A 16,614-nucleotide genomic window follows, 5' to 3' on the forward strand; every position below is an offset into this window, starting at 1 on the left:
GCAGCCGAACCGCCACCGCCACCGCCCCGGCCGCCGCCGCCCCGGGGGCGCCGCTCGCGGCCTGGCCCCCGGCCGGCGCCGAACCCCTCGCCTTCGACGGCCTCTACGACTCCCTCGCCGACCGCGGCTTCGACTACGGCCCGGCCTTCCGCGGACTGCGCGAGGTCTGGCGGCGCGGCGAGGAGCTCTTCGCCCTCGCCACCCTCCCGGAGGACGCCCGGACGGCGTCCGGCGACGGGTTCGCCCTGCACCCGGCGCTCACCGACACCGTGCTCCACGCCGTGGTCGTCGGCGGGGTCCTCACCGTCACCGAGGAGCGGGGCTGGATGCCCTTCTCCTGGTCCGGCGCGGCCCTCACCGGGACCTGCGGCCCGACCGTCCGCGTCCGGCTCACCCCGGCGGGCGAAGGCGTCGTCGCCCTGGACGTCGCCGACGAACGGGGCCGCCCCGTCGCCCGCGTCGACGCGCTGACCTTCCGCCCCGCCACCGCCGAACAGGTCCGCCCGGCCGGCGCCGGCCGCGAGCGGCCCCTGTACGCGCTCGACTGGAGCGCGGCCCCCCAGCGGCCCCGGGACACCGCCCCCGCACCCTGGGCCGTGCTCGGCGCCGCGGACGGCCCGGCCGCCCGGCTCGCCGGGGCGGGCGGCGCCGCCCTCCACCCCACCCTCGCCGAGGTCCCCTCCGGCGCGGACGCCCCCCGCCACCTCGTGCTCCGCGTCGACGACCTCGTCCCCGACGGCGCCGAAACCCCCACCGCCGTCGCCGAGACGGCCGAACGCGTACTCGACCTGGTCCAGCGGTTCCTCGCCGACGAACGGCTCGCCGCGTCCACCCTGGTGCTGCTCACCCGCCGGGCCCAGGCCGCCGGCGCGGCCGAAGACGTCGAGAGCCTCCCCGGCGCCTCCGTGTGGGGCCTGGTCCGCTCCGCCCAGACCGAGCACCCCGGCCGGTTCCGGCTCATCGACGTCGACTCCGCCGACACCGCCGGCAGCGCCCTCGCGGACGCCCTGCGGCTCGACGAGGACCAGCTGGCCCTGCGCGACGGCGCCCCCCTCGTCCCCCGCCTGGCCCCGGCCCCGGCCGACCCGCGGCTCGAACCGCCCGCGCGGGGCGCGTACCGCCTGGGCATCCCGCGCCAGGGCACCCTGGAGAACCTCGCGTGGGTGCCCTGCCCCGAGGTGGAGGCGCCCCTGGAGAGCGGACAGGTCCGCATCGCCGTCCGGGCGGCGGGCCTCAACTTCCGCGACGTCACGATCGCCCTCGGGCTCATCGACCGGACCGACTTCGACGCCGGACTCGGCAGCGAGGGCTCCGGCGTGGTCCTGGAGACGGCGGACGACGTGACCGCCTTCCGCCCCGGCGACCGGGTCACCGGCATCTTCCCCGGCGCCTTCGCCCCGGTCGCCGTGGCCGACCACCGCCTGCTGACCCCGGTCCCCGACGGCTGGAGCCACGCCGAGGCGGCGTCCGTCCCCAGCACCTTCCTCACCGCCTACTACGCCCTCTTCCACGTGATGCGGCTGGAGAAGGGGCAGCGCATCCTCATCCACGCCGCCTCCGGCGGCGTCGGCACCGCCGCCGTACAGCTCGCCCGGTACGCCGGCGCCGAGGTGTACGCGACCGCCGGCCCCGCCAAGTGGCCCGCCCTGCGCGCCCAGGGCCTGGACGACGCGCACCTGGCGTCCTCGCGCGACCTGCACTTCGTCCAGAAGTTCCTCGACTCCACGGGCGGCCGCGGGGTGGACGTCGTCCTCAACTCCCTCGCGCACGCCTTCGTCGACGCCTCCCTGCGACTGCTCCCGGGCGGCGGCGACTTCATCGAGATGGGCAAGACGGACATCCGCGACCCCCGGCAGGTGGCCGCCGACCACCCCGGGGTCGACTACCGGGCCTTCGACCTCTACGGATCGGCCGGCCCGGACGCCCTCCAGACGATGTTCCGCGAGGTCATGGAGCTGTTCGCGGACGGCAGCCTGCGGCTCGGCCCGGTCTCCGTCCGCCACGTCCGCGACGCCCGCTCGGCGTTCCGCGAGATGAGCCAGGGCCGCCACACCGGCAAGCTCGTCCTCGAACTCGGCGAGGGCCTCGGCGGCGGCACCGTCCTGGTCACCGGCGGCACCGGCGGCGTCGGCTCCCTGATCGCCCGGCACCTGGTCGCCGAACGCGGCGTGCGCAGCCTGGTCCTGGCGAGCCGCCGCGGAGCGGCCGCCGACGGGGTCCCCGCGCTGGTCGCGGAGCTGGAGGCGGCCGGCGCCGCCGTCCGGGTCGTGGCCTGCGACATCGCCGACCGGGCCGCCGTGGCCGGACTGCTCGCGGACATGCCCGCCGGCCACCCGCTGACCGCCGTCGTCCACGCGGCCGGGGTGCTGGCGGACGGCACCGTCGAGTCGCTGACCCCGCAGAGCCTGCGCCGCGTGCTGCGCGCCAAGGTGGACGGCGCCGTCCACCTGGACGAGCTGACCCGCGGGCACACCCTGTCGGCGTTCCTCCAGTTCTCCGCCCTCGCGGGCACGATCGGCACCGCCGGACAGGCCAACTACGCGGCGGCCAACGGCTTCCTCGACGGCCTGGCGGCCCACCGCCGGGCCGCCGGACGGCCCGCCGCCTCCCTGGCCTGGGGCTGGTGGGAACAGAGCAGCGGGATGACCGAGGACCTGGGCCGGGCCGACCTCTCCCGGCTCCGGCGGATGGGCATCGCCCCCATGCCGACCCCCGAGGCCCTCGGCCTGTTCGACGAGGCCTGCGCGAGCGACCGGGCGGTCCTCGTCCCGGCCCGGGTGGACCTCGCGGGCCTGCGCGGCAGGAACGCCGACGAGCTGCCGCCGCTCCTGCGCGGCCTCGCCGAGGGCGTGCGCCCCCGCCGCGCGAGGACGGGCACCGCCGGGGAGCCGGGCTCCGCGAGCCCGGTCGCCCGGCTGGGGAGCCTGCCCGCGCCCGAGGCGGAGGCCGCCGCCGTGGACTGGGTCCGCGAACAGGCCGCCGTCGTCCTCGGCCACCCGTCCGCGGCCGCCGTCGACGCCGAACAGCCCTTCACCCAGCTCGGATTCGACTCGCTGACCGCCGTCGAACTGTGCAACCGGCTGGCCGCCGCCACCGGACTGCGCCTGCCGTCCACCCTCGTCTTCAGCTACCCGACCCCCCGCGAACTGGGCCCGCACCTCCTCGGCCTGCTCCGTCCCGACGCCGGACCGCAGGAGACGGGGGAGCCGGACCCGGCGGGGGACGCGGAGATCAGGGAGCTCCTGCGCACCGTCCCGATCGACGCCCTGCGCCGGGCCGGCGTCCTGGAGGCCGTTCTGGCCTGCGCCAACCCGCCCGGGCAGGACGGCGCCGCACCGCCGGCGGACGAGGCCGCCGACGCGGACGAACTGGCGGGCATGGACCTGGACGCCCTGCTCGACCTGGCCCTGGATGAGAAGAGGTAGTGAGATGACCAACTCCGCGGATCAGACGGCGGAGGGCGCGGACCGGGTCCAGCGGGCGCTCCGCACGCTCCTGGAGGAACGCGACCGCCTCCGCCAGGAGAACGAGGCCCTCAAGGCCGGCCGCGGCGAGCCGATCGCCGTGGTGTCCATGGCATGCCGCTACCCCGGGGGCGTGTCCTCGCCCGAGGAGCTGTGGGACGTGGTCCGCGAGGGCCGGGACGTCGTCGACGCCTTCCCCGCGGACCGCGGCTGGCGGGACGTGTACGACCCGGACCCCGACGCCCCCGGCAGCGCATACGTCCGCCAGGGCGGCTTCCTGGCCGACGCGGCCGGCTTCGACGCCGAGTTCTTCGGCATCAGCCCCCGCGAGGCCCTGGCCACCGACCCGCAGCAGCGCCTGCTGCTGGAGACCTCCTGGGAGGCCTTCGAACGGGCCGGCATCGTCCCCGCCGACGTCCGCGGGAGCGAGGTCGGCGTCTTCTCCGGGGTCAGCTCGACCGAGTACGGATGGCGCTTCCTGGAGGCCGGCCAGCGCGAGCTGGAGGGCTACCTGCTGTACGGCAGCTCCCTCAGCGTGGCCTCCGGCCGCGTGGCGTACGAACTGGGGCTGACCGGTCCGGCCGTCTCCCTGGACACCGCCTGCTCCTCCTCGCTGGTGGCCCTGCACATGGCGGTCCAGTCGCTGCGCGCGGGGGAGTGCTCCCTCGCGCTGGCGGGCGGGGCGCTGGTGATGTCCTCGCCCGCCGCCTTCGTGGAGTTCGCCCGGCAGGGGGCGCTCTCGCCCGACGGCCGCTGCAAGGCCTTCGCGGACGGCGCGGACGGCACCGGCTGGGCCGAGGGCGTCGGCGTCCTGCTGCTGGAGCGGCTCTCCGACGCCCGCCGCAACGGCCACCCGGTGCTCGCCCTCGTCCGCGGCTCCGCCGTCAACCAGGACGGCGCCAGCAACGGGCTGACCGCCCCCAACGGCCGGGCCCAGGAGAAGGTGATCCGCCGGGCCCTGGCCAACGCCGGGGTCGCCCCCGCCGAGGTGGACCTCGTCGAGGCCCACGGCACCGGAACCGTCCTCGGCGACCCCATCGAGGCCGACGCCCTGATCGCCGCCTACGGCGGGGACCGGCCCGAGGGGCGGCCGCTGTGGCTGGGCTCCCTGAAGTCGAACATGGGGCACGCCCAGGCCGCCGCCGGCGTCGCCGGGGTGATCAAGACCGTGATGGCCATGCGCCACCGCCACCTGCCCCCGACCCTCCACGTGGGGGAGCCCTCGCGGCACGTGGACTGGTCCTCCGGCGGGGTCGAACTGCTGGTGGAGGGACGGGAGTGGACCCGGGCGCAGGGCCCGCGCCGGGCCGGGGTCTCCTCCTTCGGGGTCAGCGGCACCAACGCCCACGTCATCCTGGAGGAGGCCCCGCCGCGGGAGCCGGCCGAGGCGCCCGGCCCGGGCCCCGCCCTCCCCGGCGGGCTGGTGCCCTGGGTGCTGTCGGGCAAGAGCGCGGCCGCCGTGGAGGGGCAGGCGGCCAGGCTGCGCGCCTTCCTCGCCGCCGACCCGGACGCCGACCTCGCCGCCGTCGGCGCCTCGCTGGTGTCGGCCCGGTCGCGGTTCGACCACCGCGCGGTGGTCCTCGGGCGCGGCCGCGACGGGCTGCTGGACGCGCTCGCCTCCCTGGGCGGGGGCGCGGAGTCCCCGGCGGTGGTGCGGGGCACGGCCGGCAGGCCCGGCGGCGTCGCCTTCGTCTTCCCCGGGCAGGGCTCGCAGTGGGTGGGCATGGGCCGGCGGATGTACGCCGACTTCCCGGTCTTCGCCCGGGAGCTCGACGCCTGCGCCGAGGCCCTCTCCGAGTGGGTCGACTGGTCGCTGATCGACGTGCTGCACGGCGCGGAGGGGGCGCCGTCCCTGGACCGGGTGGACGTGGTCCAGCCGGCGCTGTTCGCGGTCATGGTCTCCATGGCCGGCCTGTGGCGCTCCTGGGGCGTGGAACCGGCCGCGGTGGTGGGGCACAGCCAGGGCGAGATCGCCGCCGCCTGCGTGAGCGGCGCGCTGTCCCTGCGGGACGCCGCCCGGGTCGTCGCGCTGCGCAGCAGGGCCCTGGTGGACCTGATCGGATACGGCGGGATGGCCTCGGTCGCGGAGTCCGCCGAGGTCGTCGAGGAGCGGCTGGCGCCCTGGAGCGGCCGGATCAGCGTCGCCGTCGTCAACGGCCCCCGCTCGGTGGTGGTCTCCGGGGAGCCGGACGCGCTCGACGAGTTCGTCGAGAAGATGAAGGCCGACGGTGCCCAGGCCCGGCGGATCGCGGTGGACTACGCCTCCCACTCCCACCAGGTGGCCCGGGTCCGGGACCAGGTGACCGCGCCGCTGGCCGGGATCGTCCCCGGGCCCTCGGCGGTGCCCTTCTACTCGACCCTGTACGGCGAGGTCATCGACACCTCCCGGCTGAACGCCGAGTACTGGTACGACAACCTGCGCGAAAGGGTCCTTTTCGAGTCCTCCGTCCGGCGGATGGCCGACGACGGGTTCCGGGTGTTCATCGAGATGAGCCCGCACCCCGTGCTGACCGTCCCGGTCCAGGAGATCGTCGAGGACCTCGACGACGCCCTGGTGCTCTCCTCCTCCCGCCGCGACCGCGACGAGGCGGAGTCCGTCCTCGGCTCCCTCGCCGGGCTCCACGTCCGGGGCGGCTCCGTCGACTGGAGCGCGCTGTTCGGGGAGCGCCCCCTCGCGGACCTCCCCACGTACGCCTTCCAGCGGCAGCGCTACTGGCTGGCCTCGGCGCGGACGGCGGCGGCCGCCGCCGAGCTCGTCCCGGCGGACGGGGAGGGCGCGGAGGACCGCGCCGTCCCGCTGCCGGAGCGGATCGCCGCCCTCTCCGGCGAGGACGCGGGGGCGCTCGTGCTCGCGCACGTCCTGGAGAAGGTGGCGCTCGTGCTCGGCCACGCCTCCGGCGCCTCGGTCGACCCCGACCAGGAGTTCAGGGAGATCGGGTTCGACTCGCTGCTGTCGGCGGAGCTGAGCAAGCGCCTGACCGCCTCGACCGGACTCAAGCTGCGGGCGAACCTGGTCCTGCGCCAGCCCTCGCCGCGCCGGATCGCCGGGCACATCACGGGCCTGCTGAGCGGGGCCGGGGCACGGTGAGACCCGGGCGCGGCCGGCGCCCGTCCCGCCCGGCGGGCGTGTCCCGCCGGCGGGACACGCCACCTCGGCAACCGCCCGCGCCGCCCGGCACCCAGGTGTCTTGAAGGACCGGTGGGCTTCCCCGAAGGTGGGGGTGATCTGCGAGTTCCGCCGGTTCCCGGGCCTGTCTGCTGAGGGGTTGATCTGTGTGCCTTCGTTCGGTGTGTCGTCCGCGCATGAGGGGATGTGGCGGGCGCAGGAGATGGCGCCCGACACGCCCAACCACGCGCTGACCATGTGGGACGTGGACGGTGAGCTGGACCGGACGGCCATCGGCGAGGCGTTCCTGCACGTGATGGGCGAGGCGGAGGTGCTGCGCGTCAACTTCGTCGACGCGGGCGAGGGCCTGCGGCTGGTCCCCCGCGAACTGGGGGACTGGCGGCCGTTCTTCCTCGACCTCGCCGACGCGGCCGACCCCGAGAAGGCGGCCCGCGAGGCCCTGGCCGAGATGGTGCGCGAGCCCTTCGACCTGGAACGCGACCTCCTCTTCCGGCTCGGCGTGGTCAGGCTGGGCGGGGCCCGCTCCCTGCTGGTGATCGCCTACCACCACCTCGTCTCCGACGGGTTCGGCGCCGGCGGACTGCTCTCCCGCCGCCTCGCCGAGGTCTACACGGCCCTGGTCCGGGGCGAGGCCGTACCGGAGCCCGCGCACCCGTGGGACGCCGGGTCCTTCGCGGCCGAGGCCGTCGAGTACCTCGCCTCCGAGCGGTTCACCGAGGACACCGCCTTCTGGCGCGAGTACCTCCAGGGCGCCCCCGCCCCCGCCCAGGTCCCGCGCGTGGCCCTCTCCGACGCCCAGCGCGCCGCCCTCTCCGAGCCGCTGAGCAGCGCCGACCTCTGGTCCGAGGTGGCCGAGACCATCGGCATGGTCAGCCGTACGCTCACCGTCCCGCGCGCCGAGGCCGACACCTGGACCGAGGCCGCCGAGGCCATGGGCGTGTGGAAGTCGCAGCTGCTGACCGCGGCCGCCGCCGTCTTCCTGCGCCACCGCTGCGACCGCCCGGAGTTCCTCTTCTCCCTCGCCGTCAGCAACCGCGTCGGGGTCGCCAGCCGCACCCCCGGCCTGGCGGTGAACGTGGTGCCGGTCCGGGCCGCGATCCCGCTCGGCGCCACCTTCGCGGAGGTCACCGACGCCCTCGTCGACGAGACCTACGAGATCTTCGACCACACCGCCTGCCACTACTCCGACATCCAGCGCGCGAGCGGGACCGTGCTGAGCGGCCGCGGCAGCTTCGGCGCCGTCGTCAACGTCGTCGAGTTCGCCGAGCAGCTCCGCTTCGGCGACAGCCCGGCCCGCTACTCCGGCGCCACCACGGGCACCTTCGAGGAGCTGTCCATCGGCGTCTACACCGACGGCAGCGCCGACAGCGACCTGTACGTCCGCCTCGACGCCCCCTCCGGCCTCTACCACCGCGCCGAACTGCGCTTCATCGGCGAGGAGCTGATCGCGTACATCCGCGCCGCCGTGGCCGGTCCCGAGCGGCCGGTCGGCGCGCTCGACGTGCTGGCCGGGGCCGAGCGCGACCGGGTGCTGCCGGCGCGGGACGCCGCGGAGGCCACGGACCCGGCCGAACCGGACGCAAGCATTCCGGAACTCTTCGCCCGTCAGGCGGAACGGGACCCCGAGGCCCTCGCCCTCGTCAGCGGAGACCTCGCGCTCTCCTACCGGGAACTCGACGCCCGCTCGACCCGCCTGGCCGGGGCACTGCGCCGCCGGACGGCCGGACCCGAGACCACCGTCGCGGTGGCGCTGCCCCGCTCGCCGGAACTGGCCGTCGCCCTGCTGGGCGTGGCCAAGGCCGGAGCGGCCTACCTCCCCCTCGACCCCGCCTCCCCGGAGCCGGCCACGGCGCCGGCTCGCCTGCTCCTCACCACCGCCGCCGCGACGCTCCCCGACCTCCCGGGCACCGAGCGGCTCCTGATCGAGGACCTCCTGGCGGAGACCGGCGAAGCCGCCCCGCAGACCGCGCCCGCCCCGCACCCGGACGCCCTGCTGGCCCTCCTTCCCGGCTCCGGCCCGGACGGGGACGCCCGGGTCGCCGTGACCCACCGCAACGCGGCCCGCTTCGCCCTGGACCCGCGCTGGCGCGAGTCCGCCCGCAGCACCGTGCTGTGGCACGCCCCGCACACCTCCGACGCGCTCGCCCTCGAACTCTGGGCCCCCCTGCTCAACGGCGGCGGGGTCGTCGTGGCGCCCCCGGGCGGACTGGACCTCGACGCGCTCGCCGAGGAGCGCGAGACCCACGGCGTCACCACCCTGTGGCTGCCCGCGGGCGCGCTCTCGGCGGCCGCCGCCGACCGCCCCGAGCGGCTCGCCGGACTGCGCGAGGTGTGGACCGGCGGCGAGCGGGTGCCCGCCGCCGCGCTGCGGCGGGTCCGGGAGGCCTGCCCCGACCTGACGATCGTCCACGGCTACGGCCCGGCCGAGACGGGCGGGTCCGCGGCCCGCCACGTCCTGGCCGCCGGCGAACCGGTGCGCCACGCGGGCGCGGTCGGCCGCCCCGCCGGCTCAGCCCGCCTCTACGTGCTCGGCCCGGGCCTGGCGCCGGTCCCCGTGGGCGTCGCCGGCGAGCTGTACGTGGCCGGCCCCGGCGTGGCCCGCGGCTACGCCGGCCGGCCCGCGGCGACCGCCGGGCGCTTCGTGCCCTGCCCGTTCGGCCCGGCCGGCGGGCTCATGTACCGCACCGGGGACCGGGTGCGCTGGGGCACCGAGGGCCTCCTGGAGTACGTGGGCGGGCCCGGCACCCGGGCCGAGGTGCGCGGGGTCCGCGTCGAGCTGGCCGAGATCGAGGAGGTGCTCTCCGAGCACACCGGCCTGGCGCAGACCGCGGCCGCCGTCCGGGAGGACGGCTCCGGCCAGCAGCGCCTCGTCGCCTACGTGGTCCCGGTCGCCGGCCGGACCGTGTCGGCCGAGGAACTGCGCCGGTTCGCCGCGGGCTGGCTGCCGGAGGCCCTGGTGCCGTCGGTGTTCACCGTGCTGGAGCGGCTGCCGGTGACGGCCGACGGGCGGCTGGACCGGGCGGCGCTGCCGGAGCCCGTGTCCGACGCCGACACCTACCGGGCGCCGCGCAACGACACCGAGCGGATCCTCGCCAAGGCCTTCGCCGAGGTGCTGGAGCTGGACCGGGTCGGCATCGACGAGGACTTCTTCGACCTCGGCGGCAACTCCCTGCGGGCGATCCGGCTGGTCGGCCTGATCCGGGCCGAGCTGCACCAGGAGGTGTCCATCCGCCGCCTGTTCGCGGCCCGCACCGTCACCGGCCTGTCCGACATGTGGAAGGACCTCGCGCAGTCCAGCAGGCCGAGCCTGCGCCGGCGGACGAGGGACGGCGCGGTCCTCTGACCGGCCCGGGCCGGACACCCCCCGGGGTGTCCGGCCCGGCCGCGCCCGGCCGTGTCCTTCGGATCAGGCGGCGAAGGCCCGCGCGTACAGCCCCTCGGTGACCGCCGCGGCGACCCGGCCCATCTGGTCGTTGAGGTAGAAGTGCCCGCCGGGGAAGACCTCCAGGGCGAACCCGCCCGTGGTGTGCGCCTCCCACGCCGGGGTCTCCGAGACCGCCACCACCGGGTCCGCGTCCCCGATCAGGGCGGTCACCGGGACGGCCAGCGGCCCGCCCCCGCCCCAGACGTACGTGCCGACGGCCCGGTAGTCCGCCCGCAGCGCCGGCAGCACCATCTCCAGCACCTCCGGGTTGTCGAGCAGCACCCGGTCGGTGCCGCTGAGCCGGTGCAGCTCGGCCAGTACGTCGGCGTCCCCGTAGTGCCGGTAGCGCTCCCCGGAACGGGAGTCCGGCGCGCCCCGGCCGGAGACGAACAGCCGCCGGGGGCCGGGGAGTCCGGCCCGTTCCAGGCGCAGCGCCGTCTCGAAGGCGACGAGGGCGCCCATGCTGTGCCCGAACAGGGCGTACGGCCGCCCGGGGTCCGCGGCCAGCTCGCCCGCCAGTTCTCCTGCGACCGCGTCGGCGAGCCGCTCCAGGTCCGTGAACGGCTCCTCGGCGAAGCGGTCCTGGCGCCCGGGGTACTGGACGGCCATCACGTCGAAGTCGGCGGGCAGGGCGTGGGCCAGGGGTTTGTAGGCCGTCGCGGAGCCACCGGCGTGCGGGAAGCACACGAGCCGCGGCCCGTACCCCGTGGCCGTGGTGTAGCGCCGGAACCAGATGCTGTTCACCGTCGTGGTGTCCCTTCGTCCGGGGACGGCGCGCGGGGTCCCGCGCGCCCGTCAGACCGTTTCCGGCGCGCGCTCCCGCAGCCCCGCGACCGGGCCGAAGGAGGGGATGAGGGCAGGCTCGGACGCCAGCACCCCCGCCAGCCGGCGCACACCCTCGCGGATCCGCTCCGGGGAGGGGTAGCAGTACGACAGCCGCATCCGGCGGCCGCCGAGCCCGTTGGTGTAGAACCCGGTGCCCGAGGCGTACGCCACCCGCGCCTCCACCGCGCGCGGCAGCATCGCCTTCGTGTGCACGCCCTCGGGCACCTTCACCCACACGTAGAACCCGCCGTCCGGCTCGGTCCAGGAGCAGCCCGGCGGCAGGAACTCCTCCAGGGCGCGGAGCATGGCGTCGCGGCGCTCGCGGTAGTTCTCCCGGAAGACGGAGATCTGCCCGCGCCAGTCCTGGGTCGCCAGGTAGCGCGAGACGATCATCTGGTTGAGGGTGGGCGGGCACAGCGTGGCCGACTCGGCGGCCAGCACCAGCTTCTCCCGCACCGCGTGCGGCGCCAGCACCCAGCCGACCCGCAGGCCGGAGGCGAAGGTCTTGGAGAACGAGCCCAGGTAGACCACGTTCTCCGGGTCCATGGAGTGCAGTGCCGGGTAGGTCCGGCCGTCGAAGCCGAGCAGACCGTACGGGTTGTCCTCGACGACCAGCACGCCGTGGGTGCGGCAGATCTCCAGGATCTCCGCCCGCCGTTCGACGGAGAGGGTCACCCCGGACGGGTTGTGGAAGTTCGGGATCGTGTACAGCAGTTTGACCCGCCGCCCGGCGTTGCGGGCCTGCCGCAGCGCCGCCCGCAGCCCCTCCGGCACCAGCCCGTGGGCGTCGACGGCCACGTGCGCGACCTCCGCCTGGTAGGCGGCGAAGGAGCCCAGCGCGCCGACGTACGAGGGGCCCTCGGCCACCACCACGTCCCCGGGATCGCAGAACAGCCGGGCCACCAGGTCGAGGCCCATCTGCGAGCCGACCGTCACGAGGACGTCGTCCGGGTGGGCGGCGACGCCCTCCAGGGACATCACCTCGCAGATCTGCTCGCGCAGCACCGGCAGGCCCTGCGCGGAGGCGTACTGCAGTGCCGTCAGCCCGTCCTCGGCGATGATCCGCGCGGTCTCGGCGGCGATCGTCTCCAGCGGCAGCGCGGCGAGGTTGGGCATCCCGCCGGCCAGCGAGACCACCTCGGGCCGGCTGGCGACCGCGAACAGCGCCCGGATCTCCGAGGCCGTCATGCCCGCGGTGCGCGCGGCGTACCGGCCGGCATGGGGATCGAGCTCGCTCCGGCCGCCCTGCGGACAGTGACCCATTGCGTCTCCCCACCTCGTGCGGCCTTGGCCGACAGCTTCGGCGCCGGCGCTCGGGACCGGCTCAAGGCCCCCTCAAGAGGACCTCGCCGGACGGTGGCGGCCGTCCGGGGTCCCGGTGGAGCGGGGGCGGTCGGGAACACAGGATCTATACAACCGTATTGAACAACCGTCATAGACGTGCGTATAGTCGATCTCGGCAAGCCCGCCACCCCAACCGACCCGAGGGAGCGCCGACATGGCCGCCACCGCCACCGCCCAGCCCGTCCGCGCCACCCTGACCGTCGACGGCCGCGCCCTGTCCTACCTGGACTTCGGCGGCACCGGCCGCCCCCTCGTCGCCCTCCACGGGCACCTCTCCGAGGGCGCCTCCTTCACCGCCCTGGCCGCCGCGCTCGGCCCCGAGTGGCGGGTGATCGCCCCCGACCAGCGCGGACACGGCGACTCCGACCGCGCCCCCGAGTACACCCGTGCCGGCTACCTCGCCGACCTCGTCGCCCTCCTCGACCACCTCGGCCTCGACCGCGCGGTCCTCCTCGGCCACTCCCTCGGCGCGGTCAACGCCTGCCACCTGGCCGCCGAACGCCCGGACCTGGTCGAGGCGCTGATCAACGTCGACACCGCCGCCGACCTCCCCGACCACGGCGCCAGTCCGCTCGCCTTCGTGCTCGGCTTCCCCTACACGGCGCCCACCCGCGAGGAACTCGCCGCCGCCTGCGGCCCCCTCGCCGCCGCGCTCGGGCCGGTGCTGCGCCCGCTGGCCGACGGCTCCGGCTGGCGCCTCCCGTTCCACCCCCGGGACACGGTCGACTCCGAGACCCTCGTCCACGGCGACCACTGGAGGCAGTGGCTCGCCACCGACTGCCCCGCCCTCCTCCTGCGCGGCCTGCGCAGCCAGGTCCTCCCCGCCGATCAGGCCCTCGCCATGGCGGCCCGCCGCCCCCGCACGGCCTACCGCTCCCTGGACACCGACCACTTCGTCCAGCAGGCCGACCCCGAGGGCTTCGCCGCCGAGGTCCGCGCCTTCCTCGCGACCCTCTGACCTGACCCGCCCTCACCACCGCCCGCCCCCCGGCCCGTTCGAGCCGGGGGGCGGCGTGCGTACGCCGGCAAGCTCTTGCGTACATCGTTCCATCGTGCGTACAGTGTTCGCATCAAGCAACGCCGTACGCACACCGAGCGCCGGCGCCGCCCGCGAAGCCGAGAGGGAACCACCCATGGAAACCCGCAACCCACGCCGCTGGTGGATCCTGATCGTGCTCTGCCTGAGCACGCTGGTCCTCGTCGTCGACTCCATGGCCCTGACGGTCGCGGTCCCCTCCATGACGGCCGACCTCGGCGCGAGCGCCCAGGACACCCAGTGGATCCTCGACTCCTACATCCTGGTGTTCGCCGGCCTCCTGCTCACCTCGGGCAGCCTCGGCGACCGGTTCGGCCGCCGCCGGGTCATGCTGACCGGCCTGCTGCTCTTCGGCGCCGCCTCGCTCGCCGCGACCTTCGCCGCCGATCCCGCCGAAGTGATCGCCGTACGCGTGGCCATGGGCGTCGGCGGGGCCCTGATCATGCCCTCCACCCTCTCCATCCTGATCACCGTCTTCGACGAGGAGGAGCGGCCGAAGGCCATGGCCGCCTGGGGCTCCGTCTCGATGCTCGGCCTGGTCGGCAGCCCCGTCCTCGGCGGCGTCCTGATCGACCGGTTCTCCTGGCACTCGATCTTCCTGATCAACGTCCCCGTCGTCGTCCTCGCCGTCGTCGCCGCCCTCACCCTCATGCCGGAGTCCAAGGGCCCCTGGACCAAGCCCGACCCGCTGGGCGCCGTCCTCTCCGCCACCGGGATGACCGCCCTCGTCTGGTGGATCATCGAGATCCCGCAGTACGGCGCCTTCGCCGCCCGCTCCCTCCCCGCCCTGGCCATGGCCGTCGTCGCCCTCGTCGGCTTCGTGGTCTGGGAGAACACCACCGACTCCCCGATGGTCCCGCTGGTCCTCTTCAAGAACCGCAACTTCAGCGGCGGTTCGCTCTCCCTGGCCCTCGTCCAGATCGGCAACGGCGGCCTGCTCCTGGTCCTCACCCAGTACCTGCAGTTCGTCCTCGGCTACTCGCCCCTCAAGGCCGGCCTCGCCTTCGTCCCGCTGGCCGTCGCCGCCCTCATCGGCAACGGCGCCGGCGCCGGCCTGGCCGCCAAGGTCGGCAACCGGCCCCTGGTCCTGGCGGGCATGCTGGTCATGGCCTGCGCGTTCGCCCTGCTGACCACCGTCGGCGCCGACGGCGGCTTCACCGTCCCGGCGGTCGCCCTCGGCCTCCTCGGCCTCGGCGCCGGCGCGGCCATGCCCGCCGCGGTCGGCGCCCTGATGGCCACCATCCCCGAGGAGCGGGCGGGCGTCGGCTCCGCCCTCAACGACACCATCCAGCAGGCCGGCACCGCCCTCGGCATCGCCATCCTCGGCTCCCTGCTCACCAGCGGCTACGCGGCGAAGATGCCGGCCGGCGCCCCCGCCGAGGCCAAGCACTCGCTCGCCGGCGCCCTGGCCGCCGCCCACGGCGACCCCGGCGCGGTCCGCGCCGCCCGCGAGGCCTTCACCTCCGCCATGGGCACCACCTTCACCCTCGGCGCCGCCGGCCTGCTCGCCGCCGCCCTGCTGGCCGCCGTGGTCATGCGCGACAAGAAGAAGCCGGCCGCCACCACCCCGGAGCCCGAACCCGCCGTCTGACCCCGCCCGCACCTCCCCGCGAAGGCCGGCCCCCACCCCGGGGCCGGCCTTCCGGCTGTGCGGGCCGCCTTTCGGACAGCCTCCCCGCGCTGATATGGACATGATCAACCCCGCCTGTTGCACTCGCAGGCCCGGCGGCGGACACCCGCCGCGGACCGCGGACGCCAGGGGGGAACACCATGGCCAGGGCAGGACGACCACAAGGAGCTCCGAAGGGCCGCTCCCAAGCCGCGAACGAGCTGGCCGAGCTGCTGCGGCAGGTCACCGGCGGACTGACGGTACGGGAGCTGGCCCAGCGGTTCGGGGGAGGGAAGACGGCCTGGAGCGAGTACCGTTCGGGCGCCCGGATCATCCCGCTCGGTCGCCTGGGTCTCGTCGTCAAGGAGTGCGTACGCGACCCCCGGGGCCGCCAGCAGCTCCTGACCAGGGCCCGGGCGCTGCACGCCCAGGCCCTGACCGCCGACGCCGAGGCGGAGGCGGAGGCCACCCCCGCACCCGGCCTGGAGGAGGCGCTGCGCCGGGCCCAGGAGGACCTCGCCACCTCCGGCCGCCTGGTGGAGGGGCTGCTGTCCCTGATGGCGATGCTCCAGGATCAAGCCAAAGTCGCCGAGGCGGCGCACCCCGCGCCGCCGGAGCGATTACGCGGCCGGCTGGACCAGGCGCTCGACCAGCTGGTCGCCGCCCGCGCCGCCGAGGAGTCCGCACGCCGCGCCGTCGCCGAAGCCCGCTCCCAACGCGAGACCGCCACCCACCACCGCCTCCCCGCCCCGGCCTCGCCCCCGGCGGGCACCTCCGTACCGCCCCGGTCCCCGGCGGGCGCCTCTGCCCCGGCTTCGCCTCCGGCGGGCGCCTCCGTACCGGCTTCGCCTCCGGCGGGCGCCCCCGTACCGGCTTCGCCTCCGGCGGGTGGCTCTGCCGCGGCTTCGCCTCCGGCGGGCACCTCCGTACCGGCCTCGCCTTCGGCCGGTGCCTCCGTACCGGCTCCGTCCCCGGCCGGTGCCTCCGCCCCGGCTCCGTCCCCGGCGGGCGCCTCCGTACCAGCCTCGCCCTCTGCGGGCGCCTCCGCCCCGGCTTCGCCCCTGGCTGGCGCGCCCGTACCGGCCTCGTCTTCGGCGGGCGCCTCGGTACCGGCCTCGTCTCTGGCGGGCGCCTCGGTACCGGCTCCGTCCCTGGACGGCGCGCCCGTACCGGCCTCGTCCCCGGCGGGCGCCTCCGTACCGGCCCGGGTCCCGGACGGCGCCCCCGTGCCGGAGCCCGGCGAGGAGCCGCGCCCGACGGCGGACCGGGCCCTGTCCACCGAGCTGATCCGGCTGCGCCACACCCTGGAACAGCAGCGTGAGGACGCCCACTGGCTGGAGCGGCGGACCCGGCACGAGTGGGCCGGCCGCGAGGTCATCGAGGGCGTGGTCCTCGAACGCCTCGACACCTTTCCCGCGGTCCGCACCGCCCCCGCACCCCGCCGGACCAAGCCCGCCAGGACCCCGCTGGCCGTCCTGGCGGCCCTCCTCGCCCTCGCCGTCATCGCGGGGGCCACCCTCGCCGGGGTCCTCATCGGCCACCGGCACACCGTCCTCGCCACCGAGACCCCGGCCCCCCTCCCCGTCCCACCCCACCAGGGAGCCCCCGCGACCCCCACCCCGTCCCCCTCACCCACCCCCACTCCCACTCCCTCACCGTCCCCCTCTCCCTCACCCAGCCCCGCCCCCGCGCCCCCACCGGCGAACAGAAAGACCCTGACCGCGCCATCAACGCCGAGCGCCGCGTGGCCCGCGCCGTGCGCGTCGTCGGTGCCGACGCCGCAGG

Annotated in this window: 7 protein-coding genes and 1 pseudogene; 6 read left to right on the forward strand and 2 right to left on the reverse strand. The window is 76.1% G+C overall.

Translation table 11 applies throughout. From position 1 onward, the window contains the following. The 3 genes from AB0O29_RS29310 to AB0O29_RS29320 form a co-directional block, all read left to right on the forward strand. The coding region (locus tag AB0O29_RS29310) for an SDR family NAD(P)-dependent oxidoreductase (RefSeq protein ID WP_365157325.1) at window positions 1–3,425 on the forward strand (3,425 nt) is incomplete at its 5' end. 4 nt (window positions 3,426–3,429) lie between these two features. Beyond that, window positions 3,430–6,552: a type I polyketide synthase gene (locus tag AB0O29_RS29315; protein WP_365157328.1), complete on the forward strand. Its 3,123-nt coding sequence runs from the start codon at window positions 3,430–3,432 to the stop codon at window positions 6,550–6,552. Window positions 6,553–6,754: 202 nt separating this feature from the next. After that, complete coding sequence (locus tag AB0O29_RS29320; RefSeq protein ID WP_365157331.1) at window positions 6,755–9,934, forward strand: AMP-binding protein; 3,180 nt, start codon at window positions 6,755–6,757, stop codon at window positions 9,932–9,934. Between the two features lie 63 nt (window positions 9,935–9,997). Here the strand turns inward: AB0O29_RS29320 and AB0O29_RS29325 are convergent, their stop codons facing one another. Both AB0O29_RS29325 and AB0O29_RS29330 read right to left on the reverse strand, forming a co-directional pair. Beyond that, window positions 9,998–10,759, reverse strand: a complete 762-nt coding sequence (locus AB0O29_RS29325; RefSeq protein WP_365157334.1) for an alpha/beta fold hydrolase — start codon at window positions 10,757–10,759, stop codon at window positions 9,998–10,000. A gap of 51 nt (window positions 10,760–10,810) precedes the next feature. Continuing rightward, on the reverse strand, window positions 10,811–12,103 hold the full coding sequence (locus tag AB0O29_RS29330) for a PLP-dependent aminotransferase family protein (protein WP_365157337.1): 1,293 nt from the start codon (window positions 12,101–12,103) through the stop codon (window positions 10,811–10,813). A gap of 235 nt (window positions 12,104–12,338) precedes the next feature. On the opposite strand from AB0O29_RS29330, the gene AB0O29_RS29335 reads away from it, so the two are divergent. The 3 genes and pseudogenes from AB0O29_RS29335 to AB0O29_RS29345 form a co-directional block, all read left to right on the forward strand. Continuing rightward, entirely contained in the window at window positions 12,339–13,142 is an 804-nt protein-coding gene (locus AB0O29_RS29335; protein WP_365157340.1) for an alpha/beta hydrolase, read from the forward strand. A 175-nt stretch (window positions 13,143–13,317) separates the two neighbouring features. Beyond that, window positions 13,318–14,811 (forward strand): MFS transporter, encoded by a 1,494-nt coding sequence (locus AB0O29_RS29340; RefSeq protein WP_365157343.1) that lies wholly within the window; start codon window positions 13,318–13,320, stop codon window positions 14,809–14,811. Between the two features lie 179 nt (window positions 14,812–14,990). Then, window positions 14,991–16,614 (forward strand): annotated as a pseudogene (locus AB0O29_RS29345) (hypothetical protein); the annotation flags it as partial.

This window comes from Streptomyces sp. NPDC089915, from assembly GCF_040684675.1.
Lineage (GTDB): Bacteria > Actinomycetota > Actinomycetes > Streptomycetales > Streptomycetaceae > Streptomyces.